The organism is Streptomyces sp. NPDC041129 (assembly GCF_055592265.1).
The window spans coordinates 1,232,372-1,254,657 of the sequence record NZ_JBVIYV010000001.1 but is presented as its reverse complement, the minus strand read 5'-3'; the positions used below and the strand labels follow the sequence as shown (position 1 = coordinate 1,254,657).

The 22,286-nt window shown below is 71.9% G+C and carries 17 protein-coding genes; 8 read left to right on the top strand and 9 right to left on the bottom strand.

Features of this window, described 5'->3' with window-relative positions; genetic code table 11:
• The first annotated feature begins 190 nt into the window (after nucleotides 1-190).
• Nucleotides 191-1,282: a tyrosine-type recombinase/integrase gene (locus ACZ6B1_RS05445; RefSeq protein ID WP_468775181.1), complete on the top strand. Its 1,092-nt coding sequence runs from the start codon at nucleotides 191-193 to the stop codon at nucleotides 1,280-1,282.
• Between the two features lie 126 nt (nucleotides 1,283-1,408).
• Here the strand turns inward: ACZ6B1_RS05445 and ACZ6B1_RS05440 are convergent, their stop codons facing one another.
• On the bottom strand, nucleotides 1,409-2,251 hold the full coding sequence (locus ACZ6B1_RS05440) for a hypothetical protein (protein WP_468775179.1): 843 nt from the start codon (nucleotides 2,249-2,251) through the stop codon (nucleotides 1,409-1,411).
• Between the two features lie 677 nt (nucleotides 2,252-2,928).
• Here ACZ6B1_RS05440 and ACZ6B1_RS05435 point away from each other — a divergent pair.
• Entirely contained in the window at nucleotides 2,929-3,852 is a 924-nt protein-coding gene (locus ACZ6B1_RS05435) for an oxidoreductase (RefSeq protein ID WP_468775177.1), read from the top strand.
• A 68-nt stretch (nucleotides 3,853-3,920) separates the two neighbouring features.
• On the opposite strand, the gene nirD is transcribed toward ACZ6B1_RS05435, so the two are convergent.
• The 6 genes from nirD to ACZ6B1_RS05405 all read right to left on the bottom strand — a co-directional run bounded on the left by nirD (nucleotide 3,921) and on the right by ACZ6B1_RS05405 (nucleotide 11,664).
• Entirely contained in the window at nucleotides 3,921-4,271 is a 351-nt protein-coding gene (gene nirD / locus ACZ6B1_RS05430; RefSeq protein ID WP_468775176.1) for a nitrite reductase small subunit NirD, read from the bottom strand.
• Entirely contained in the window at nucleotides 4,268-6,877 is a 2,610-nt protein-coding gene (gene nirB, locus ACZ6B1_RS05425; protein ID WP_468775174.1) for a nitrite reductase large subunit NirB, read from the bottom strand. The genes nirD and nirB overlap by 4 nt, the downstream gene beginning before the upstream one ends.
• Complete coding sequence (locus tag ACZ6B1_RS05420; RefSeq protein WP_468775172.1) at nucleotides 6,877-8,091, bottom strand: NAD(P)/FAD-dependent oxidoreductase; 1,215 nt, start codon at nucleotides 8,089-8,091, stop codon at nucleotides 6,877-6,879. Before ACZ6B1_RS05420 ends, nirB begins: the two co-directional genes overlap by 1 nt.
• 176 nt (nucleotides 8,092-8,267) lie before the next feature.
• Complete coding sequence (locus tag ACZ6B1_RS05415) at nucleotides 8,268-8,888, bottom strand: class F sortase (RefSeq protein WP_468775171.1); 621 nt, start codon at nucleotides 8,886-8,888, stop codon at nucleotides 8,268-8,270.
• A gap of 158 nt (nucleotides 8,889-9,046) precedes the next feature.
• Nucleotides 9,047-9,628, bottom strand: a complete 582-nt coding sequence (locus ACZ6B1_RS05410) for a hypothetical protein (protein WP_468775170.1) — start codon at nucleotides 9,626-9,628, stop codon at nucleotides 9,047-9,049.
• A gap of 386 nt (nucleotides 9,629-10,014) precedes the next feature.
• Nucleotides 10,015-11,664 (bottom strand): M4 family metallopeptidase, encoded by a 1,650-nt coding sequence (locus ACZ6B1_RS05405; protein WP_468775168.1) that lies wholly within the window; start codon nucleotides 11,662-11,664, stop codon nucleotides 10,015-10,017.
• Between the two features lie 141 nt (nucleotides 11,665-11,805).
• Between ACZ6B1_RS05405 and ACZ6B1_RS05400 the strand changes: the two genes are divergently transcribed.
• Complete coding sequence (locus ACZ6B1_RS05400) at nucleotides 11,806-12,237, top strand: gamma-glutamylcyclotransferase family protein (protein ID WP_468775166.1); 432 nt, start codon at nucleotides 11,806-11,808, stop codon at nucleotides 12,235-12,237.
• 26 nt (nucleotides 12,238-12,263) lie between these two features.
• Here the strand turns inward: ACZ6B1_RS05400 and ACZ6B1_RS05395 are convergent, their stop codons facing one another.
• Nucleotides 12,264-14,408, bottom strand: coding sequence for a molybdopterin oxidoreductase family protein (locus ACZ6B1_RS05395; protein ID WP_468775164.1), 2,145 nt, complete (start codon nucleotides 14,406-14,408; stop codon nucleotides 12,264-12,266).
• Between the two features lie 103 nt (nucleotides 14,409-14,511).
• Nucleotides 14,512-15,189: a SanA/YdcF family protein gene (locus ACZ6B1_RS05390; protein WP_468775162.1), complete on the bottom strand. Its 678-nt coding sequence runs from the start codon at nucleotides 15,187-15,189 to the stop codon at nucleotides 14,512-14,514.
• 171 nt (nucleotides 15,190-15,360) lie between these two features.
• Between ACZ6B1_RS05390 and ACZ6B1_RS05385 the strand changes: the two genes are divergently transcribed.
• From ACZ6B1_RS05385 to ACZ6B1_RS05365, 5 genes are all read left to right on the top strand, one after another.
• Nucleotides 15,361-16,233, top strand: coding sequence for a sirohydrochlorin chelatase (locus ACZ6B1_RS05385; protein WP_468775160.1), 873 nt, complete (start codon nucleotides 15,361-15,363; stop codon nucleotides 16,231-16,233).
• Nucleotides 16,234-16,333: 100 nt separating this feature from the next.
• The gene (locus ACZ6B1_RS05380; RefSeq protein WP_468775158.1) at nucleotides 16,334-17,650 is read left to right on the top strand and encodes a deoxyguanosinetriphosphate triphosphohydrolase; all 1,317 of its coding nucleotides are present in this window, start codon (nucleotides 16,334-16,336) and stop codon (nucleotides 17,648-17,650) included.
• A gap of 78 nt (nucleotides 17,651-17,728) precedes the next feature.
• Nucleotides 17,729-18,994, top strand: a complete 1,266-nt coding sequence (locus ACZ6B1_RS05375; RefSeq protein WP_468775156.1) for an NAD(P)/FAD-dependent oxidoreductase — start codon at nucleotides 17,729-17,731, stop codon at nucleotides 18,992-18,994.
• Between the two features lie 58 nt (nucleotides 18,995-19,052).
• A complete protein-coding gene (dnaG, locus tag ACZ6B1_RS05370) occupies nucleotides 19,053-20,960 on the top strand; it encodes a DNA primase (RefSeq protein WP_468775154.1) in 1,908 nt (635 codons plus the stop codon).
• 92 nt (nucleotides 20,961-21,052) lie between these two features.
• Nucleotides 21,053-22,270: an RNA polymerase sigma factor gene (locus ACZ6B1_RS05365; RefSeq protein ID WP_468775152.1), complete on the top strand. Its 1,218-nt coding sequence runs from the start codon at nucleotides 21,053-21,055 to the stop codon at nucleotides 22,268-22,270.
• Nucleotides 22,271-22,286: the final 16 nt, after the last annotated feature.

The window sequence follows — 22,286 nt, the reverse complement described above, 5'->3', positions numbered from 1 at the left end:
ACCCTGTGCGGGGGTGCCGCCCCTTCGTACATCATCTGCGGAGACTGTCAAGCTACGCCGCTGACCAGGAAGAATGACGTTTGCTGCTGTTGGCTGCCGTTGAACCCGCGCGACGCCGTTGTGCCCTCGTTGTGCCCTGGGGGTGCGGCTCGGGCGTGACACGTTCGGTGGCGTGCGCCGGGGGCGGGACTTGTCCGGCAAGCAGTGCAAGGAGAACTTCGAGAAGAAGTCGGCTGCGGACTCCCGGGCCGCCAAGGTGACAACTGAACTCGACACCAGCACCTTCGTGAACCGGGAGTTGGGTAAGCAGAAGTTCAGGGCTATCGCCGAACGCTGGCAGGAGACAGCCGTACACCGCGAGCGAACCGAGACGAACGTAGAGCGCGCCCTACGACTGCACATCTACCCGACGTTCGGTGATCGGGCGATCGGGCAGATTGAGCGGGCAGACGGACAGAGGTGGATCAAGGAACGGTCGGCCGTCATCGCTCCGTCGACCTTTGCGACGCCATGGAACGTCTGCACCAGCATCCTGAAGACGGCTCACCAAGAGGGGATCATTCCGAAGTACCCATGGGAGGGACTGAAGCCGCCGGAGGTCTTTTATCCGGAGATTCACCCGCTTCATCCGGAAGCGGTGAAGGCGCTCATCGTGACCGCGTCTCCCCGATACCGTGCCCTGGTGAGGCAAGCCGCATCAACCGGCCTACGACAAGGTGAGTTGTTCGGGCTGGAGGACGGAGATCCTGCGGAGACCGTGACTGTCAAACAGCAGTTGATCGGCCCCGACAAGGGGGTGCCCTACCTCGGAGAACCGAAGACCAGGCAGAGCTATCGGTCTGTCCCTCAGGGGCGCTCGGTCGTGGACGAGATGGCACGGCACCGCCAGAAGTTCCCACCGCAGCCCGTGCACATCGAGGATCGGACGAACCCGAGGAAGCCCGTATGGCGCCATGCTCGGTTGCTGTACACCAGCGAGACCGGCGGAGCGATCCGGCGGGGGAGCTGGGCGAAGGTGTGGGCCCGGAACGTCAAGCGGGCGAACGAACACCTGAAGAAGGCCGGCAGCAAGGTTCGCGTCCCCGAGGACACGACGCTTCACGATCTGCGTCACTTCTACGCCTCAGTCCTGATCAAGAACGGGGCGACGCCGAAGCAGGTACAGATGAGGCTCGGTCACGCCAAGCCGTCGATCACGCTGAACGTCTACACGCATCTGTGGGAGGCGGAGGAGGACCGGACAGCCGCCATGATGGAGGCCGCGCTGGGCGATTTGCCCTGAGGGTGTGAAGAACGGCTGACTTCTCAAGTGGGGAAGTCAGCCGTACAGCCTGTGAGGGTTCCCCTCTCGCGCGCGCCGGTGTTCGGCTTCACGCTCTGCGTCGTCACTGGTGCGTGGTAGTTCACCTCAACAGGGCAGCACCAGCATGCGGATTAGGCCTGTTCCGCTGCTCATGGAGGACAACGCCTTCCCGACGATTGCGCCGACTGCACGATCGGGATCCTCTACTCGCATGGCGAAACCCTCGGTGGGCGAGGTGGTGAGCAAATCGCCTACGGAGATGGCTCCGTAATTGGCATCTGCCTTGGCGTATACCTGTCCAGCTAGGGCCACCGTCACTTGGTGCGCCGCGTCGGGCTGGCTCTGCATGACGCTACCGGGCAACAACCCGCCCGCACCCGATACGACGCCCGCAGCGCGTTTGTCGTAGTCGGCGTGACATGGTGTCAGTAGACCGTCATCGTCAATGACGAGCACTGTGCCGGGTTCAGCGTCATTCTCCGACCCGAATGTCTCCGCGTAGTCGCCTCCATGTTCGTGGACTCTCTGGCAGTCCACGACTCCTGAAAAATTCGCGGCGACCGCATTTATGGCACTTGCTTGAACGGACGCTGCAACGTCTACAGGTCCATTGACCACGACTTTTCCGTCGAACTTACCGGCGTGCAAACCTTTACCATACACACCGGTGCCGCCGTTATTGACGCCGGTCACGCCCGCTTTACCGGCAGCCTTCCCCACCCCGAGGACGCCGTCGTTCGTCTCGCTTGTTCCTACGACGCCATTCCCATCTCCCCCAGCACCTGCTACTCCCGTGCGACCACTGCCCCATACGCCGTTGCCGCCGTTGTCGTTGACGCCGGCCACGCCCGCTTTGGCAGCGATTTTCCCGACCCCGAGGACGCCGTCTTCCGTCTCGCTTGTCCCGTATACTCCGGCCTCGTGATCGCCTATTCCCTTTACTTGCATCGTTATTCTCCCTCTTGTTGCCGATCGCGAAATGTTGTGCAATGCGCGGCGGCGGAGGAATGTGTGTGATCGTAGCGAAATCGTTCTACGCTTGAAAGGTCGACTAACTCTCTGAAAGAGAGCGTGTCCGATTTTTCGGCCCGCGCTGCATGCATGCCGTGGGGGGCGTCTGTAACCGGCTCGGCGCTCGGCGTCGAGTCCTCACCTTCAGGTGGCAAGCGCTGACGACTGGGCTATGCACGCAATTCCACCGTACTCGCTGCCGCGCGTAGGGCAATCTGGACGGACACCAGAAGCCCTGGCCGCAACGCGAGGTCGCCGAAGTCTCGATGGCCGAGTCAACCGGATGAGGATGGTCGGACGGAGGATCTGACGGCAACGCCACTATCGGCAATGGGTTCTGCTCGTTCCCAGCGATGCGTCTGTCGTTGACGCCCACCTGCCTCATGCCGTGGGCGCTCCCGGAGTGCCCTTAGAGTGCCCTCAGGTAAGAGGGAAGGGGTGATGTCCCAGCTCAGACGGTCAGCCGTACACCCTGTGCGGGGGTGCCGCCCCTCCGTCCCGTTCCGGTCGCCATGTCGTCGGGGGAACCGTGGCCCCGGCGCCTAGGCTGGAGCCGCCAGGTTCCGGGCCGAGCCGTCGGCCCGTGCACCCTGTGCAGTTGAGGAGGGGCCCGTATGGGCTGGACCGCGCAGGACATCCCCGACCAGAGCGGCCGCACCGCCGTGGTCACCGGTGCCAACAGCGGGCTCGGTTACGTCACCGCGCGCGAGCTGGCCCGCAAGGGGGCCCGGGTGGTGCTCGCCTGCCGCGACGAGACGCGGGGGAGGGACGCCGTCGAGCGGCTGCGGGGCGAGGTGCCGGGTGCCCGGGTGGAGCTCGGCCGGCTGGACCTCGGGGATCTGGCGTCCGTCGGTGAGTTCGCGGCCTCGCTGCCGTACGAACGGCTCGACCTGCTCGTGAACAACGCCGGTGTGATGGCGGTGCCGTACGGCACGACCGCCGACGGGTTCGAGCGGCAGTTCGGGACCAACCACCTCGGGCACTTCGCGCTCACCGGACTGCTCCTGCCCGCCCTGCTGGCCACCCCGGGCGCCCGGATCGTCACCGTGTCCAGCTTCATGCACGTCCTCGCCAACATCGATCCGCGCGACCTCAATAGCGAGCGGCACTACCGGCGCTGGACCGCCTACGCCCGCTCCAAGACCGCCAACCTGCTCTTCACGCACGAACTGTGCCGCCGGCTGGCCGCCCACGGCTCCGATGCCGTCGCGGCCGCCGCGCACCCGGGGTACGCCGCCACCAACCTCCAGACGGCCGGACCGCGTGCCGAGGGGCGCCGGGGCGCCGAGCGGATGATGGAACTCGGCAACCGGGCCTTCGCCCAGCCGGCCGAGGCGGGCGCGCTGCCCACGCTGTACGCGGCGACCGCGCCCGGCGTACGGCCCGACTCGTTCTGGGGACCGTCCTTCGCGATGTGGCGCGGCTCCCCGGCCCCCTCCCGCCGCGCGCCCTGGGCCCAAAACGACGAGGCCGCGGCCCGGCTCTGGGCCGCCTCCGAGCAGCTCACGGGCGTACCGTACGACGCCCTGCGGACCTGACCGGCCGACGACGGGACGGTGGTGCCCGGGCCGTCGCCGGCCCGGGCACCACCGTCCAGCCCGCCGCCTCAGGCGCTGCGCACCCGGTACGCCGTCACCCGGACCGACTCGTCGTCCAGGCACTGCCCGGTCTCCAGGTCGAAACGCTGCTTCAGCAGCGGGGAGGCCACGAACGGGCGGCCCTGGTGGGTGCCGGTCAGGCCGCGGGAGAGGACGGCGGCGCCGCCGAACGGGTCGCGGTTGTCGATGGCGTACAGCCGGTCCGCGCGGTCCCGGAACACCGCCACCTGGCGGCCGTCCGGCAGCAGGGCGGCGATGCCGCGGCCGGGCACCAGCCGGTGCAGGTCGCACACGGTGAACCAGCCGTCCTCCAGCCGGAGCTGGACCAGCAGATCGGTCGTCTCGGGAGCCAGGGTCATCGCTTGGCGCTTCCTTCCAGAACGTCGTCGGCCGGTCGCAGGCCGATGGACAGCAGCGGCAGGTCGGGCTTCATCTGGTCGCGTTCGGGTACGAAGGCGACCACCGGGTCCGGGGTGTCCGGGGCGTTCACGAAGGACACGAACCGGGCCAGCTTCTCGGGGTCGTCGATGGTCTCGGCCCACTCGTCCCGGTAGTGCGCGACATGGGCCCACATCAGGGCCTCCAGCTCGTCGCAGATACCGAGCGAGTCGTGCACCACCACGTCCCGCACGTGGTCCAGGCCGCCGGGGATCCGCTCCAGCCAGGTGGAGGTGCGCTCGAGACGGTCGGCGGTACGGATGTAGAACATCAGGAACCGGTCGATCAGCCGCACCAGTTCGGCGTCGGACAGGTCCTGCGCGAGCAGGTCGGCGTGGCGCGGGGTGGCGCCGCCGTTGCCGCCGACGTACAGGTTCCAGCCGTTGGACGTGGCGATGACGCCGAAGTCCTTGGACTGGGCCTCCGCGCACTCCCGGGCACAGCCCGAGACGGCCGACTTGAGCTTGTGCGGGGAGCGCAGGCCCCGGTAGCGCAGCTCCAGGTCGATCGCCATCCGGACGGAGTCCTGCACCCCGTAGCGGCACCAGGTCTGCCCCACACAGGACTTCACCGTGCGCAGGGACTTGCCGTACGCGTGGCCCGACTCGAAACCGGCGTCCACCAGGCGGGCCCAGATCAGCGGGAGCTGCTCCACCCGGGCGCCGAACATGTCGATCCGCTGACCGCCGGTGATCTTCGTGTAGAGGCCGAAGTCCCGGGCGACCTCGCCGATCACGATCAGCTTCTCGGGCGCGATCTCACCACCGGGGATGCGCGGCACGACCGAGTAGGAGCCGTTCTTCTGCAGGTTGGCGAGGAAGTGGTCGTTGCTGTCCTGGAGGGCCGCCTGCTCGCCGTCCAGTACATAGCCGCTGGCGCCGATCGCCGGGGCGAGCGAGGCGATGACCGAGGCCACCGCCGGCTTGCACACCTCGCAGCCGTCGCCGCCCCGGGCGTCCTCGCGGCCGTAACGGTCAAGCAGCTCCTGGTACGAGGTGAGGCGCAGGGCGAGGACGATCTCGTAGAGCTCCTCGCGGGTCTGGGCGAAGCAGCCGCACAGGCCCTTGTCGACCTCGACGCCGGACGCCTCCAGCTCGGCGGTGACGAGCTGCCCGAGCACCTTCACACAACTGCCGCAGCCGGTACCGGCCTTGGTGCACTTCTTCACCTCGGGCACGGTGGTGCACCGGTGCTCGGTGACCGCGCCGCGGATGGTGCCCTTGCTGACGTTGTGGCAGGAGCAGATGATCGCCTCGTCCGGCAGGGCCGACGGGCCGAGCTGGGCCCCCGAGTCCGCTCCGGCGGGCAGGACGAGCGACTCGGGGGAGATGGGGGGAACCGACCCGGTCAGCGCGCGCAGGGTGCCGTACGCCTCCGCGTCGCCGACCAGGATGCCGCCGAGCAGCGTGCCGTCCCGGCCGATGACCAGCTTCTTGTACAGGCCGGCGCGGGAGTCGGAGTAGACGACGTCCAGGCAGTCCTCGGCGGTGCCGTGCGCGTCGCCGAAGGAGGCCACGTCCACGCCGAGCAGCTTCAGCTTGGTGGAGAGGTCGGCGCCGGTGAAGGACGCCTCGTCCTCGGCGATGGTCGCCGCCGCCGTCTCCGCCTGCTCGTAGCCGGGGGCCACCAGGCCGTACACCCGGCCGTCCGACGCCTGCGCGCACTCGCCGATCGCGAACACGTGCGGGTCCGAGACGGTACGGCACTGATCGTCGACGGTGATGCCGCCGCGCTCGCCGACCGCCAGGCCGCAGTCCCGGGCCAGTTGGTCGCGGGGGCGGACACCGGCGGAGAACACCACCAGGTCGGTGGCGAGTTCGGAGCCGTCCGACAGCTTCATGCCGGTGACCGCGCCGTCCTCACCGACGACGACCTCCTGCGTGCCCACACCGGTGTGCACACTCAGGCCCATGTCCTCGATGGTGCGCAGCAGCGCCGCGCCACCGCCCTCGTCCACCTGCACCGGCATCAGGCGCGGCGCGAACTCCACGATGTGGGAGGTGAGTCCGAGGCCCTTGAGCGCGCCCGCCGCCTCCAGGCCGAGCAGACCACCGCCGACCACCGCGCCGGTGGTCGCCCTCGTCCGCGCGTACTCCTCGATCGCGAGGAGGTCCTCGATGGTCCGGTAGACGAAACAGCCGGTGGCGTCCTTGTTCGGCACCGGTGGCACGAACGGGTAGGAGCCGGTGGCCAGGACGAGGACGTCGTATCCGACGACCAGACCCGAGCGGGCGGTCACCTTCCGCGCCTCGCGGTCGACCGTCTCCGCCGGGTCGCCGACGTGCAGCTCGATTCCGTGGTCCTTGATGAACTCCATGTCGGTCATGGACAGTTCCTCGGGTGTGCGGCCCGAGAAGTACGAGGTGAGCTGCACCCGGTCGTACGCCGGACGCGGTTCCTCGCACAGCACGACCACGCGGTGCGTGGCGGTCAGGCCACGCTCGGCGAGCGCCTCGAGGAAGCGCTGGCCGACCATGCCGTGGCCGACGAGCACGATCGTGGGGGTGGCCCCCTGGGTGGCGGTCATCAGGAGCCTCCATCGTTGGTGAGCAGGTGAAGCAGGGGACCGTCGCCGGGGAGCGGTTCCGCTCCCTCCCAGGCGCGGGCGAGCGCGCCGACGGTGCCGAGTTCGCCGACCAGGACCCCGCCGACCAGGCGGTCGTCGCGGACGACGACCTTGCGGTAGGTGCCCCGGGTGGCGTCGGCGAGCTGGACGACGTCGTCGCCGGGGCGGGCCTCGGTCTCGCCGAACGCGGCCAGGTCGAAGGGGGAGTCGGGTCCGGTCAGGGTGAGCCGGGTCAGCGAACGGGTCCCGCGGTAGCGGGCGCCGGCGTCGCCGGCGAGCAGGGCGGCCAGCGCCTCGGCCTGTTCCAGGGCCGGGGTGGCGAGCCCGTAGACCGTGCCGTCGTGCTCGGCGCAGTCGCCCAGGGCGTGGATGTGCGGGTCGGAGGTGCGCAGTTCGTCGTCGACGAGGACGCCCTTGCGGACGGCGAGGCCGGCCTGTTCCGCCAGACCGGTGCGCGGGTGGACTCCGCAGGCCAGGACCACGAGGTCGGCGTCGAGAGCGTACCCGTCGGCCATCTCCACCGAGCGGACCGCGCCGCCGACGCACCGCACGTCCCGCACCCGGCACTCGGTGTGCACTTCGACGCCCAGGTCCGTCAGGTGCCGCAGCACCAGCCGGGAGGCGTTCGGGTCGAGCTGGCGCTCCATGAGCCGTTCGGCCTGCTGGGCGAGCATCACCTGAGCGCCGCGCACGGCCAGCGCACGGGCCGCGGACACCCCGAGCAGCCCACCGCCGACGACGACCGCCCGCGCGCCCGGCCGAACCGCCTTGGACAGGCCCAGGCAGTCGTCCATCGTGCGGAACGCGTGGACGCCCTCGGGAAGCTGGTGGTCAGGAGTGAACAGGCCGCGCAGCGGCGGCAGCACCGGGTTGGAGCCGGTGGCCAGCACCAGGGTGTCGTATCCGATCAGCGAGCCGTCGGCGCACCGCAGCCGCCGGGCCGCGCGGTCGATGCCGGTGACCCGGGCGCGCCGGAGCCCGCCGGGCGCGGGGAGGGCGATCACCTCCGGGGCATACCGCCCGGCCAGCACCTCGGCGAGCAGCACCCGGTTGTACGGCCGGTGCTCCTCCTCGCCGACGAGCAGCGCGGGCGTGCCCAGCTCTCCGAGCCGCCGGGCGAGCCGTACGCCCGCGAGGCCGGCGCCGATCACCACCACACGCGTATTCGAGGTCATGCAACGCAGCGTGCGGCTTCGACGTTACCCGGCCGCATCACCCCTGTTTCCCGTGGGGAACGCTGCCCTCAGCGGTGCCGGGCCGGGGGTGTGAGGGTCCCGCCGGGTGCCGGGCGAGGGCTGTGAGGTGCGCGAATGCCGGGGCGGGCCCGCTTCACCGCCCTGGGAGGCGGTCGTCAGCGGCTGCCGGTCAGGTGGGCGAAGACCACCACGTTGCCCTGGTACCCGGTGGCCTTCGAATAGCCGCCGCCGCAGGTGATGACCCGCAGCTCGGGCCGCTCGGCCGCGCCGTACACCTTGTCGTCGGGGAAGGCGCTGGCCGGGTACACCTCCACCGCGTCCACGGTGAAGACGGCCACGCCGCCGTTGCGCCGGTCGATCTCGATGACGGCTCCGCGTTTCAGGGCGCCCAGGTCGTAGAAGACGGCCGGGCCCTCGGAGTTGTCCACATGGCCGGCGACGATCGCGGTGCCCGTCTCGCCGGGAGTGGTGCCGGCCTCGTACCAGCCGGCGAGGTTCTTGTTCCCCGCGGGCGGCACGTCCAGGCTGCCCGCGGGGGTGAGGCCCAGGCCCGTCAGAGGGGCGTTCACCCGGATCGAGGGGATGCGGATGCGGGTCGGCGGGGAGGGCGCCAGCGCGGTGGCCCCGAGCCGTTGCTCGACCGGGTCGGGCCGGCCCTCGGCGGCGGCCGGCTGCGGCGGCGCGTGCGTCACGCCCGGACCGGCGAGCAGCCACGCCCCCGAGCCCAGGGCGACGACGGTGACGGCGGCTATCGCGGTGTCCCCGACTCTGCGCATGAGATCCCCATCTCCACGGGGCGCACCCCGAACGGGCCCTTCGGAATCGTTGCGGCCCACCACGGGGCGGACCCCCTCCCCCTCCGGGCCGCGAGGGGCGTCGGACCCGGAGGGGGCGGGATGTGCGGTACCGGCGGACGGACAGCGGAGGGTGTCCGTCAGATCCCGTCGCCTCTCGCCCGGCGATGCAGGAGCCAGGTACCGCCCGCGGCGGCGACGGCCAGAGCCGTCACGCCCGCCGCGGTCTGCACGGGGTCGGTGCCGAGTGCGCCACCGACCCCCGTCTTCACGCTTCCCCGCGGCCGCACCTGCTCGGGCGCCGCGCCCATGCGCGCCGTGCTGAGCGCCACCACCAGGTCGCCCGTGACCAGCCGGTCGCCCTCGGCGCACTTCGCGACGATCTCGTACGTCCCCGGCTGGGCGCCCGCCGGCACCCGGAACCCGCCGGTCGCCTCGCCCTCGTTCGCGCCCGGCGCCAGCATGAAGGTTCCGGTGCCGACCGCGCCCGCGTCGGCGATCGCCGTGCCCTTCGCGCCGCACGCCGCGGTGTTCACGGTGACCTCGCCGCCGGGCACCGCGGTGGCCGGGTTCACCTGCAGGCCGCCGGTCCCGGCCGCGGCCGGAGCGCTTCGCAGGCGAGCCGCCGCCGGAGCCGTGCCGCCGTGGGCCGGTGCCGTGGCGAGTCCCGCCGTGGCCACGGCGAGCGCGGTACCGGTCAGCAGACGGGCGGTGCGTCGCATGGTGCTCCCCAGGGCTTGTCCGTCACGTTCCTCCGACTCGCTCAGGGGCACGCCCCTGCCCTTCCGAGGAAAATCGCAGTCGGGCCGCGGCGCTTGCTGACGCTCGGTCAGGAACGTGCTGAACGGGTGGCGCGCGGGACCCCCACACGGGCTAGAGGAGGTGAATCGTGGCTGGTCAGAGGCGGGTGAGGGGGGCCTGGGGAAGAGCACACGAATGGAGCGCGGGGCGGGGGTGAACGGGTGACCGGCACCCGTGTGGCGGTGGGAACCCGCCTCGCCGACGGCGGGCGGGAGCGGACCGGGCGCGCCGCACGGCGCACGCGCAGGGCGGCCGCCCCGGTACCCAGTGGACCGGGACGGCCGCCCGACGCGCGTGTCGCCGAGACCTAGTTGACGTTGACCGCGCTCCAGGCGGCGGCCACCGCGTTGTACTCCGCGCTGCCCGCGCCGTAGAGGTCCTTGGCGGCGTTCAGGGTGGCCGTGCGGGCGCCCGCGTAGTTCGTGGAGGACGTCATGTAGACCGTCAGCGCCCGGTACCAGATCTTGCCGACCTTGTCCCGGCCGATACCGGTGACCGTCGAGCCGTTGGACGTCGGCGAGTTGTAGTCGACGCCGTTGATGGTCTTCGCGCCGCTGCCCTCGCTCAGCAGGTAGGCGAAGTGGTTGGCGACGCCCGAGGAGTAGTGGACGTCGAGGTTGCCGACCGACGAGCTCCAGTAGTCCGCGGAGCTGCCGTCCTTGGACGGCTTGTCCATGAAGCGCAGGGCCGCCTTGCCGAAGCCCGGCTTCACGATCTTCTCGCCGATCAGGTAGTCACCCTGGTCGGAGGAGTTGTTCGCGTACCACTCGACCATCGTGCCGAGGATGTCCGAGGTGGCCTCGTTCAGGCCGCCGGACTCGCCCGAGTAGGTCAGCGCGGCCGTCTTCGACGTCACACCGTGGCTCATCTCGTGCCCGGCCACGTCCAGCGCCACCAGCGGCCCGAAGGTGGTGCCGTCACCGTCGCCGTACGTCATGCAGAAGCAACTGTCGTCCCAGAAGGCGTTGTTGTAGTTGCTGCCGTAGTGGACGCGGTTGTACGAGCCCTTGCCGTCGCCCGCGATGCCGCTGCGGCCGTGGACGTTCTTGTAGTAGTCCCAGGTCTCGTTGGTGCCGTACTGGGCGTCGACGGCGGCCGAGGCGCGGTCGGCGGTGCTGCCCGTGCCCCAGTGGTTGTCCGCGTCCGTGAACAGGGTCGCGGGGGCCCGGCTGAAGCAGATCCCGAAGAAGCACAGGTCGGTCTTGCCCTCGGCGTCACCGGTGTAGGTGTTGCCGCGGGTCGGGTCCTTCAGCTGGTACGAGGAGCCGGACTGCGTGGTCTCCATCGGCACGGTCCCGCTGTACAGCGACTTGCCGTCGCCGGTGGCCGTCTCGATGCTGTCCCAGGCGTCGATCTGGGCGCCGGTGAGGGCGTCGGTCAGCACGGTCCGGGCGACCGGGTTGCCGAGCGAGTCCTGGCCGACGGCGTTGGTGCGCCAGGCGAGCTTCGGGGCGCCGTGCAGGGCGTCGACGACCAGCTCGGGCTTGGCCTTCACCTGCCGCAGCTTCTCGCCGAGGTTGGCGGCCCGCAGGGCGTTCACCGCGAGGTCGGCGGCCCTGGGCGCGGACAGCTTCGGGGTGGTGGAGGGAACCGAGATCCTGGTTCTGGTCGCGCGGTCGGCGCTGCGGTAGGCCCCGTCCGGCGCGAGGTGGACGACGAAGTCGCCGCCGAGTACCGGAAGCTGATGGTACGTACGGTCGTACCGGACGTGCTGGATGCCGTTGCTGTCGACGATCACGTCCCGGACGCTGGTGTCCTGGGCGGAGGTCAGACCGAGGTTCTTCGCCTGTGCCACGATGGCCGAGGCCGCGTTCTCGACGGCGGTGGCCCGGGTCGGGCGGCCGTCGGCGTGGGCGGCGGGGGAGAGGGCGGCGGCCAGGAGTGTCGCGGTGGTGGCGGCGACGCCGGCGGTGGCGAGGCGACGGGAACCCCGGATGTGCTGACGTATCCGGCTCATCTGTCTCCTTGGGGAGGCGCCTTCGAGGCGTGGGGGCGGGGGCGCTGTGTTGACTGAGATTTAAGGGGCCCATGACATGTCATGTCCATAGCGCCTTCATGGAGATGTGTGAGAAGGCGGCGTAGGAGGAGAATCGTTTCCGTGATCACTCCGGACGCCCTGGACCCGCTGCCGTTCTTCGTCTACGGCACCCTCCGCCCCGGCGAGCGCAACCACGACCTGTTCCTGCGCGGACGGACGGAACAGGAGGAACCGGGACGATTTTTGGGCGCCGCGCTGTACGACGGCCCCGGCTACCCCTACGCCGTCGAGGAGCCCGGCGGCACGGTCAGCGGCGAACTCGTCACCGCGTCAGCACGGTCCTACGCCGGGCTCCTGGCCGAACTCGACCGCCTGGAGGAATACACCCCTGGCGACCCACACAACCTCTACGAACGGGTCGCCCGCCCCGTCGAACGCCCCAACGGCACGACGACCCGGGCCTGGGTCTACCTGGCGTCCCCCGCCATCGCCGCCCGCCTGCGGACCGGGGGACGGCGGATAACGGGCGGCAACTGGCGGGAACGCGGTTGAGCCCGACCCGGAGGCCTTGCGGCGTTCTACCGCTGGGGCCCGAGGGGCTCCACGCGTACCGCGCAGGTCTTGAACTCGGGCATCTTCGACGTGGGATCCAGGGCCGGGTTCGTGAGGGTGTTGGCCCGGCCCTCGCCCGGCCAGTGGAAGGGCATGAAGACCGTGTCGGGGCGGATCGCGGTGGTGATGCGGGCGGGGGCCACGGCGCGGCCGCGCCGGGAGACGACCGCCAGCGGGTCGCCCTCGGCCGCGCCGAGACGGGCCGCGAGGCGCGGGTGGAGTTCGACGAACGGGCCGGGCGCGGCCGCGTTCAGCTCGGCCACCCTGCGGGTCTGCGCCCCCGACTGGTACTGGGACACCACCCGGCCGGTGGTCAGCAGCAGCGGATACTCCGCGTCCGGCTCCTCCGCACTGGCCCGGTGCGCCACGGCGACGAACCGTGCCCGGCCGTCGTCGGTGGCGAAACGGTCGAGGAAGAGGCGGGGGGTGCCGGGGTGGGCGGGGGGCGAGGCGGGCCCGTCCGGTGAGGGGGCTCCGGTGGCCGCGCCGTCGGCGCCCTCCGCCGGCCGCTCCGGGCACGGCCAGAACACACCGTTCTCGTCCGCCAGGCGGCGGTAGGTGATGCCCGAGTAGTCGGCGGGGCCGCCCGCGCTGGCACGGCGGAGTTCCCCGAAGACCTCCTCCGGGTCGGTCGGGAAGCCCTTCTCCACGCCGAGCCGGGCGGCCAGGCCGTGCAGCACCTCCAGGTCGCTGCGGACCCCGGCGGGCGGGGCGACGGCCCGGCGGCGCAGCAGGACCCTGCCCTCGAGGCTGGTCGTCGTGCCCGTCTCCTCGGCCCACTGCGTCACCGGCAGGACGACGTCCGCGAGTTCGGCCGTCTCCGAGAGGACGACATCGCACACGGCCAGGAAGTCCAGCGAGCGCAGCCGCTCCTCCACATGAGCCGCGCGCGGCGCCGACACCACCGGGTTGGACCCCATCAGCAGCAGCGCCCGGATGTCCGTGCCCAGCGCGTCCAGCAGCTCGTAAGCGCTGCGCCCCGGGCCGGGCAGGCTGTCCGGGTCCACGCCCCACACCTCGGCCACGTGCCGCCGGGCCGCCGGGTCGTCCAGCTTGCGGTAGCCGGGCAACTGGTCCGCCTTCTGCCCGTGTTCGCGTCCGCCCTGCCCGTTGCCCTGCCCGGTCAGACAGCCGTACCCGGACAGCGGACGGCCCGCCCGGCCCGTCGCCAGGCACAGGTTGATCCACGCGCCCACCGTGTCCGTCCCCTTGGACTGCTGCTCGGGCCCCCGCGCCGTGAGCACCATCGCGGACTCCGGCTCGCAGAACATCCGCACCGCCTGCCGCAGTTGAGGAACGGACACCCCCGTGATCCGCTCCACGTACTCCGGCCAGTGCGCCATCGCCGCCGCCCGGGCCTCCTCCCAGCCGGTCGTGCGCTCCTGGATGTACTCCTCGTCCGTGCGGCCCTCGGCCACCACCAGGTGCAGCAGGCCCAGAGCGAGGGCGAGATCGGTGCCCGGCCGGGGCGCCAGGTGCAGATCGGCCTGCTCGGCCGTCTTCGTGCGGCGCGGGTCGACGACGATCAGCGTGCCGCCGTTGTCGCGCAGTTCGCCGAAGAAGCGGAGCGACGGCGGCATCGTCTCGGCGAGGTTGGAGCCGACCAGGACGACGCAGCCGGTGCGCGGGATGTCCTCCAGCGGGAACGGCAGCCCCCGGTCGAGGCCGAACGCCTTGGTGCCGGCGGCCGCCGCCGAGGACATGCAGAACCGGCCGTTGTAGTCGATCTGCGAGGTGCCGAGCACCACCCGCGCGAACTTGCCGAGCCCGTACGCCTTCTCGTTCGTCAGGCCGCCCCCGCCGAACACCCCCACCGCGTCCGGCCCGCTGTGCGCACGCACCCCCGACAGCGCCCCGGCGATCCGGTCCAGCGCCTCCTCCCAGCCCGCCTCCACCAGCCGCCCCCCGGACCGCACCAGCGGCGAGGTCAGCCGGGCCGCGGGCGACAGCACCTGGGCGGCCGTACGGCCCTTGCCGCACAGCGCCCCCCGGTTCACCGGGAAGTCCGCCCGTTCGGTCACCTCGACGCCACCCTGGGGCAGGGGCGTGATGTTCATCCCACACTGCAGGGCGCAGTACGGGCAGTGGGTGGGCGTCGAGGTGGTCTCCATGCCGACCAGCGTGCTTCCGGAGTGTTACGGCCCGCGGCGGCTCCTTGTTACACGGCCGGGAAGCCGACCTCCCCGCGCCCGCCCGCCCGCCGTGAGGCCCCGGTCACCGGCCGGACGCGAGCGCCCGCGCCACCCCGGGCTCCTTCGGCCCGAGGAACCGCGGATCCGGCTGGAACACCGCGTCCAGCAGCGCCTTGCCCGCCGCGAACACCTCGCGCGTGCCGCCGTAGTACCAGGTCGCGTCGTGCTTGGCGTCGACCCCGAGGCCGTACGAGTCCACCCCAGCCGCCTCGCACAGCGCCACCGCCCGCCGGATGTGGAAGCCCTGGCTGATCAGCACCGCCCGGTCCACCCCGAAGATCTTCCTGGCCCGCACGCAGGAGTCCCAGGTGTCGAAGCCCGCGTAGTCGCTGACGATGCGCGCCTCCGGCACCCCGTGCCGGGTCAGATAGGCGCGCATGGCGTCGGGCTCGTCGTAGTCCTCGCGGCTGTTGTCGCCGGTGACGAGGACCGCCTCGATCCGCCCCTCCCGGTACAGCCCGGCCGCCGCGTCCAGGCGGTGCGCGAGGTACGGCGACGGCTCCCCGTCCCACAGCCCGGCCCCGAACACCACCGCGACCCCGGTGCGCGGCACGTCCGCCGCGGTCCGCAGCCGGTCCGCCGTCGACACGTACAGCCAGGTCGCCGGCAGCAGCGCCAGCACGCACCCGGCCATCACGCCCTGCACCAGCCGCCGCCACCCCCTGCGGGTGCGCGGCAGCCGCGGTCGGCGCATCTTCATGCGGTCCCCCCATGATCGGTTCCGACCAGAAGGACGCGGGTCACGCGGATCCGGTTCAGCCGGACGAACCGGTTCGCCCTCACAGCGTGCATCCGCACGGGGTGAAGCCGCGGAAAATACCCGTGACCGTCCGGCAACGGCGGCGCAACGAACCCACGTCAGGATCGTTCCATGACGGCGTCGAACCCTCTCAGCGACGAGTCCACCCTCCACCTCGACAGCACGGCGAACCTCATGAACAGCATCAGCAGCCGGCTCGCCGACCGGCTCCGGCTCGTCTCGCCGAGCGGACGCCACCGCACCGCACCGGCCCCCGCCCCGCCCGCCCTGGTCCTGGTCGCCCACGGCAGCCGCGACCCGAACGCGCTGCGGACCGTACGGGCCCTGCGGGACCGGGTGCGCGAGCAGCGCCCCGGCCTCTCCGTCCACCTGGGCCACATCGAGCTGAACGAGCCGCTGCTCCCGGACACCCTGGCCGCACTCGGAGCCGCCCCCGCGGTCCTCGTACCGCTGCTCCTCGGCCGGGGCTACCACGTCAAGCGGGACATCCCCGAAATGGCCGCCGCCTCGTCCGCGCTTACACGCGTGGCCGCCCCGCTGGGCCCGCACCCGCTGCTGGTGGACACCCTGCACGCCCGCCTGCTGGAGGCGGGGTGGCCCCCGGCTCAGGACGCCGCCACGCGCCGCACGGGCGCGGTCGTCCTCGCGGCGGCGGGCTCCCGCGACCCCGACTCGGCCGCCGACACCCGCCGCACGGCCCGCCTCCTCGCCGACCGCCTCGGCGTCCCCGTGATCCCGGCCTACGCCTCGGCGGCCACCCCGACGGTCGACACCGCGGTGCGGGCTCTGGCCGCACGCGGCCGCGACCGGGTGGCGATCGCCTCCTGCTTCACCGCGCCGGGGCGGTTCGCGACCCAGTGCGCACAGGCGGCGCCGTGGATCGCCTCGGCCCCGCTGGGCGCCCACGACTCGATGGCCCGCCTGGTCCTGCACCGCTACGACCAGGCACAGGCGCTGACAGAGGCGGAACTGGCGTCGGCCTGAGACCCGACGGTGGCGCGGAACCACCGACCCGACACACCCCGGCGGGCGATCAGGCGCCCCGTACCCCCCGATCGTCACCACCGCCCCGTACTGTCGAGCCATGGAAGGCACCGCACATACCGGCACCGCACCCCTCCTGGCCTACGACCCGACGTCGGCCGAACGCTGGGCACCCGAACCCGACAAGCGACCGGGCCGCACCGCCTTCCAGCGCGACCGCGCCCGCGTCCTGCACTCCGCGGCCCTGCGCCGGCTGGCCGGCAAGACCCAGGTGGTCACCCCCGGGACCCGCAGCCAGGCCTGGGACGCCAGTCCCCGGACGCGCCTGACCCACTCCCTGGAGTGCGCCCAGGTCGGCCGTGAGCTGGGCGCCGCCCTCGGCTGCGACCCCGACCTGGTCGAAGCGGCCTGCCTCTCCCACGACCTCGGCCACCCGCCTTTCGGCCACAACGGCGAACAGGCGCTGAACGAGTTCGCCGACGACTGCGGCGGCTTCGAGGGCAACGCCCAGTCCCTCAGACTGCTCACCCGCATCGAGCCCAAGCGGTTCACCCCCGAGGGCTCCGTCGGCCTGAACCTCACCCGCGCCGCCCTCGACGCCGCCACCAAGTACCCCTGGCCGCGCGGCGCCCACCCCACCGACCCGGCGTCCGTGAAGTTCGGCGTGTACGAGGACGACCGCCCGGTGTTCGACTGGCTCCGCAAGACCGCCCCCGGCACCCGCACCTGCTTCGAGGCACAGGTCATGGACTGGTCCGACGACGTGGCCTACTCGGTGCACGACGTCGAGGACGGGCTGCACGCCGGCCACATCGACCCGAACTGCCTGCACGCCGAACCCGAGCGGCAGGCGGTGTTCGAGGTCGCCGTCGGCCGGTACGTCCCGGCGGGCACCGACCCCGCCGAACTCGCCGAGGCCCTCGACCGGCTCCAGGACCAGGAGTGGTGGCCGCACGGCTACGACGGCACGGCGGTCGCCCAGGCCCGCCTCAAGGACGCCACCAGCCAGCTCATCGGCCGGTTCTGCCTGGCCGCCGAGGGCGCCACCCGGGCCGCGTACGGCGGCGGCCGGCTCACCCGCTACGGCGCCGAACTCGTCGTGCCCCGCGAGGCCCGCATGGAGTGCGCCGTGCTCAAGGCGGTCGCCGACCGGTACGTGATGCAGCGCGCCGAGCAGGAGCGGCTGCGCGCCGACCAGCGGGTGGTCGTGGCCGAACTGGCCGAGGCGCTCACCGCCCGCGCTCCGGACGGTCTCGAGCCCCAGTTCCGGGCCCTGTTCGACGAGGCGCCCGACGACCACGCGCGCAAGCGGGTGATCGTCGACCAGATCGCCTCCCTGACCGACGCCTCCGCCCGCTCGCTGCACGCGAGACTGACGGGGCATACCCACTGGGAAAGTGCCCCGCCAGTGGCCTGATCGGGGCACTCCCTCTTCCCGCAGCACGCCCGGTGCGGGACGCTCGCATGTGGCGGCACCCTTACGAGGAGGCATCAAGTGGTCGACGCGGATCAGACATTCGTCATCGTCGGAGGCGGCCTCGCCGGCGCGAAGGCGGCCGAGACGCTCCGTGCGGAGGGCTTCACCGGCCGGGTGATACTGATCTGCGACGAGCGCGACCACCCGTACGAGCGTCCCCCGCTGTCCAAGGGCTATCTGCTCGGCAAGGAGGAGCGGGACAGTGTCTTCGTGCACGAGCCCGCCTGGTACGCGCGCAACGACGTCGAGCTGCACCTCGGCCAGACCGTGGACCGGATCGACCGCGCCGCGAAGACGGTGCGCTTCGGCGACGACGGCACCCTCGTCCACTACGACAAGCTGCTGCTCGCCACCGGCGCGGAACCCCGCCGCCTCGACATCCCCGGCACCGACCTGGCGGGCGTGCACCATCTGCGCCGCCTCGCCCACGCCGAGCGGCTCAAGGGCGTCCTGGCCGCGCTCGGCCGGGACAACGGTCACCTGGTGATCGCCGGCGCCGGCTGGATCGGGCTGGAGGTCGCGGCGGCGGCCCGCGAGTACGGCGCCGAGGTCACCGTGATCGAGCCCGCCTCGACCCCGCTGCACGGCGTCCTCGGACCCGAGCTGGGCAATGTCTTCGCCGAGCTGCACCGCGCCCACGGCGTCCGCTTCCGCTTCGGGGTGCGGCTCACCGAGATCGTCGGCCAGGACGGCGTGGTCCTCGCCGCCCGCACCGACGACGGCGAGGAGCACCCCGCCCACGCGGTGCTCGCGGCGATCGGCGCGGCCCCGCGGACCGCCCTCGCCGAGGCGGCGGGCCTGGAGCTGGCCGACCGCGCGCACGGGGGCGGGGTCGTGGTGGACGAACGGCTGCGGACGTCCGACCCGGACATCCACGCGGCCGGGGACGTCGCCTCCTTCCCGCACGCCCTGTTCGACACCCGGCTCCGCGTGGAGCACTGGGCCAACGCCCTGAACGGCGGCCCGGTCGCCGCCCGCGCCATGCTCGGCAAGGACGTCACCTACGACCGCGTGCCCTACTTCTTCACCGACCAGTACGACCTGGGCATGGAGTACAGCGGTTGGGCGCCGCCCGGGTCGTACGACGAGGTGGTCATCCGGGGCGACGCGGGCAAGCGGGAGTTCATCGCGTTCTGGGTCCGGGAGGGCCGGGTCCTGGCCGGAATGAACGTGAACGTGTGGGATGTCACAGATCCCGTCCAGAACCTCATCCGTTCCCGGGCCCGGGTGGACACGGACGCGCTCGCCGACCCCCACGTACCCCTCGACGGCCTCGCCTCCTGATCTCCGCGGGGGCCGGGCGGCGCCGGGGAGTGTCGGTCCGGCCCCGTAGAATCGCATCGTGGCAGGACGGATCAACGACGAGGACGTGAAGGCGGTACGGGACGCGGTCCCGATCGACGCCGTGGTCTCCGAGTACCTCCAGCTGCGCAACGCCGGTGGCGGCAACCTCAAGGGGCTCTGCCCCTTCCACGACGAGAAGTCGCCGTCCTTCCAGGTCAGCCCGAGCAAGGGACTCTTCCACTGCTTCGGCTGCCAGGAGGGCGGCGACACCATCACCTTCGTCATGAAGGTGGACCACCTCTCCTTCTCGGAGGCGGTGGAGCGGCTCGCCGCCCAGGCCGGCATCACCCTGCGCTACGAGGAGGGTGGGTACAACCCCGCCCACCAGCGCGGCGAGCGCATCCGCCTGGTCGAGGCGCACAAGATCGCCGCCCAGTGGTACGCCGAACAGCTCGCCACCGGCTCCGAGGCCGAGATCGGCCGGGTCTTCCTCGCCGAGCGTGGCTTCGACCAGGCCGCCGCCGTCCACTTCGGCGTCGGCTACAGCCCCCAGGGCTGGGACCACCTCACCCGCCATCTGCGCGGCAAGGGCTTCACCGACAAGGAACTGATCCTCTCCGGCCTCTCCCAGGAGGGCCGCCGCGGCCCCATCGACCGGTTCCGGGGTCGTCTGATGTGGCCCATCCGGGACATCGGCGGCGAGGTCGTCGGCTTCGGCGCCCGCAAGCTGTACGAGGCGGACAACGGGCCGAAGTACCTGAACACGCCCGACACGGCGATCTACAGGAAGTCCCAGGTCCTGTACGGCATCGACCTGGCCAAGCAGCACATCGCCAAGACCAGCCGGGCCGTCGTCGTCGAGGGCTACACCGACGTCATGGCCTGCCACCTGGCCGGGGTCACCACGGCCATCGCCACCTGCGGCACGGCCTTCGGCGGCGACCACATCAAGATCCTCCGCCGGCTCCTCATGGACAACGGCTCCGCCCGGGTGATCTTCACCTTCGACGGTGACGCGGCCGGCCAGAAGGCGGCCCTGCGCGCCTTCGAGGACGACCAGAAGTTCGCCGCCGAGACCTACATCGCCATCGCCCCCGACGGCATGGACCCCTGCGAGCTGCGCCTGGCCAAGGGCGACGAGGCGGTCGCCGACCTGGCCGAACCGCGCACCCCGCTCTTCGAGTTCGCGCTGCGCCAGATCGTCGCCCGCTACGACCTGGACACCCCGGCCGGCCGGGCCGCCGCCCTGGACGAGGCCGCCCCGGTCGTCGCCCGCATCAAGAACAGCGGCGCCCAGCACGAGGTCGCCGTCGAGCTGGCCGGGATGCTCGGCATCCTCGACACCCAGTTCGTGGTCAAGCGGGTCGCCCAACTCGCCCGCTGGGCCCGCGAACGCGGCAAGGGCGGGCCCCAGCAGCAGCCCCGCGGCCCGCAGCAGCAGTGGGAGACCGGACCCCGCACCGCGGTCCCGTCCGGCCCCGCCCTCACCCTGCGCAACCCTGTCTACGCCGCCGAGCGCGAACTGCTCAAACTCGCCCTCCAGCGCCCCGACCTGGTCTCCCCGGCCTTCGACGCGTACGGCGTGGACGAGTTCACCGCCCCGCCCTACGCCGCCGTACGCCAGACCATCGCGGAGGCGGGCGGCGCCGAGTACGGCGTCGAGGACGGGCAGGGGTACCTGGTCCGTGTCCGGGACGCCGCGCCCGACGACACCGCCCGGGCGATGGTCACCGAACTGGCGGTCGAGCCGATCCTGCGCCGCACGGTGGACGAGACGTACGCCGGCACGGTGCTGGTGCAGATCCGCCGCCGCGCCGTGGAGCGCCGCATCCGCGACATCCAGTCCCAGCTCACCCGCCTGTCCACCGGTGGCGACCCGGCCCAACTGGCAGCCGTGCAGAACGAGATGTGGGTCCTCCAGCAGTACGACCAGGCCCTGCGCGAACGGGGCGCCTCGGCACTGTGAGGGGCCGGGCCCTGCCGCCCAGGGAGCGGGCCGGGTAACCACCGCGTCACGGACCGGACGCAAAAAGTCACCGCACGACCCTCGTGGCAGCGATGTGTCTTACCCCACACTGGGGGCGGTGCCCGAGTCCCCGGTGCCTGCCCCAGGAGGTCGCCCCCGTGCAGACCCAGACCCTCACCCAGACCGACAGCAGCGCCGGCGCCGCGGCCGACGGGCCCGGCGCGGAGTCCGGAGTCCTCGTGGCCGTCCCCCCGCAGAGCCGCGCCATCGGCCACCCCGAGGCGGGCCAGGAGCAGACCGGTGAACCGGCGGAGCCACCCGCCGAGGCGCTGACGGAGGAACCGGAGGAGGCCGCCGAGCCCCCCGGGCCCGCGGCCGCCGGGCGGGCCGAGACCAGCGGCCCGTCCGCGGACCTGTTCCGCCAGTACCTGCGCGAGATCGGCCGCATCCCGCTGCTCACCGCCGCCGAGGAGGTCGACCTCGCCCGCAAGGTGGAGGCCGGGCTGTTCGCCGAGGAGAAGCTGAGCAGCACCCCCGACCTGGACAGCCGGCTCGCGCACGACCTGGACCGGCTGGTCGTCATGGGCCGGATGGCCAAACGCCGGCTGATCGAGGCCAACCTGCGGCTCGTGGTGTCCGTGGCGAAGCGGTACGTCGGCCGCGGCCTGACCATGCTCGACCTGGTGCAGGAGGGCAACCTCGGGCTCATCCGGGCCGTGGAGAAGTTCGACTACGCCCGCGGCTACAAGTTCTCCACCTACGCCACCTGGTGGATCCGGCAGGCCATGTCCCGTGCCCTGGCCGACCAGGCCCGCACCATCCGGGTGCCCGTGCACGTGGTGGAACTGATCAACCGGGTCGTCCGCGTCCAGCGCCGCATGCTGCAGGAACGCGGCTACGAACCCGCCCCCGAAGAGGTCGCCGGCCAGCTCGACCTGCCGCCCGAGCGGGTCCGCGAGGTACTGCGGCTCGCCCAGGAACCGGTGTCCCTGCACGCCCCGGTCGGCGAGGAGGACGAGGTGGCCCTCGGCGACCTCATCGAGGACGGCGACGCCACGAGCCCCGTGGAGTCGGCCGCCTTCCTGCTGCTCCGGGAGCATCTGGAGGCCGTGCTCTCCACCCTCGGCGAGCGCGAGCGGAAGGTCGTCCAGCTCCGCTACGGCCTCGCCGACGGCCGCCCCCGCACCCTGGAGGAGATCGGGCGCCTGTTCGGCGTGACCCGGGAGCGGATACGGCAGATCGAGTCCAAGACCCTCAACAAGCTGCGCGACCACACGTTCGCCGACCAGTTGCGGGGCTACCTGGACTGACCGGGGCCGCCCACGG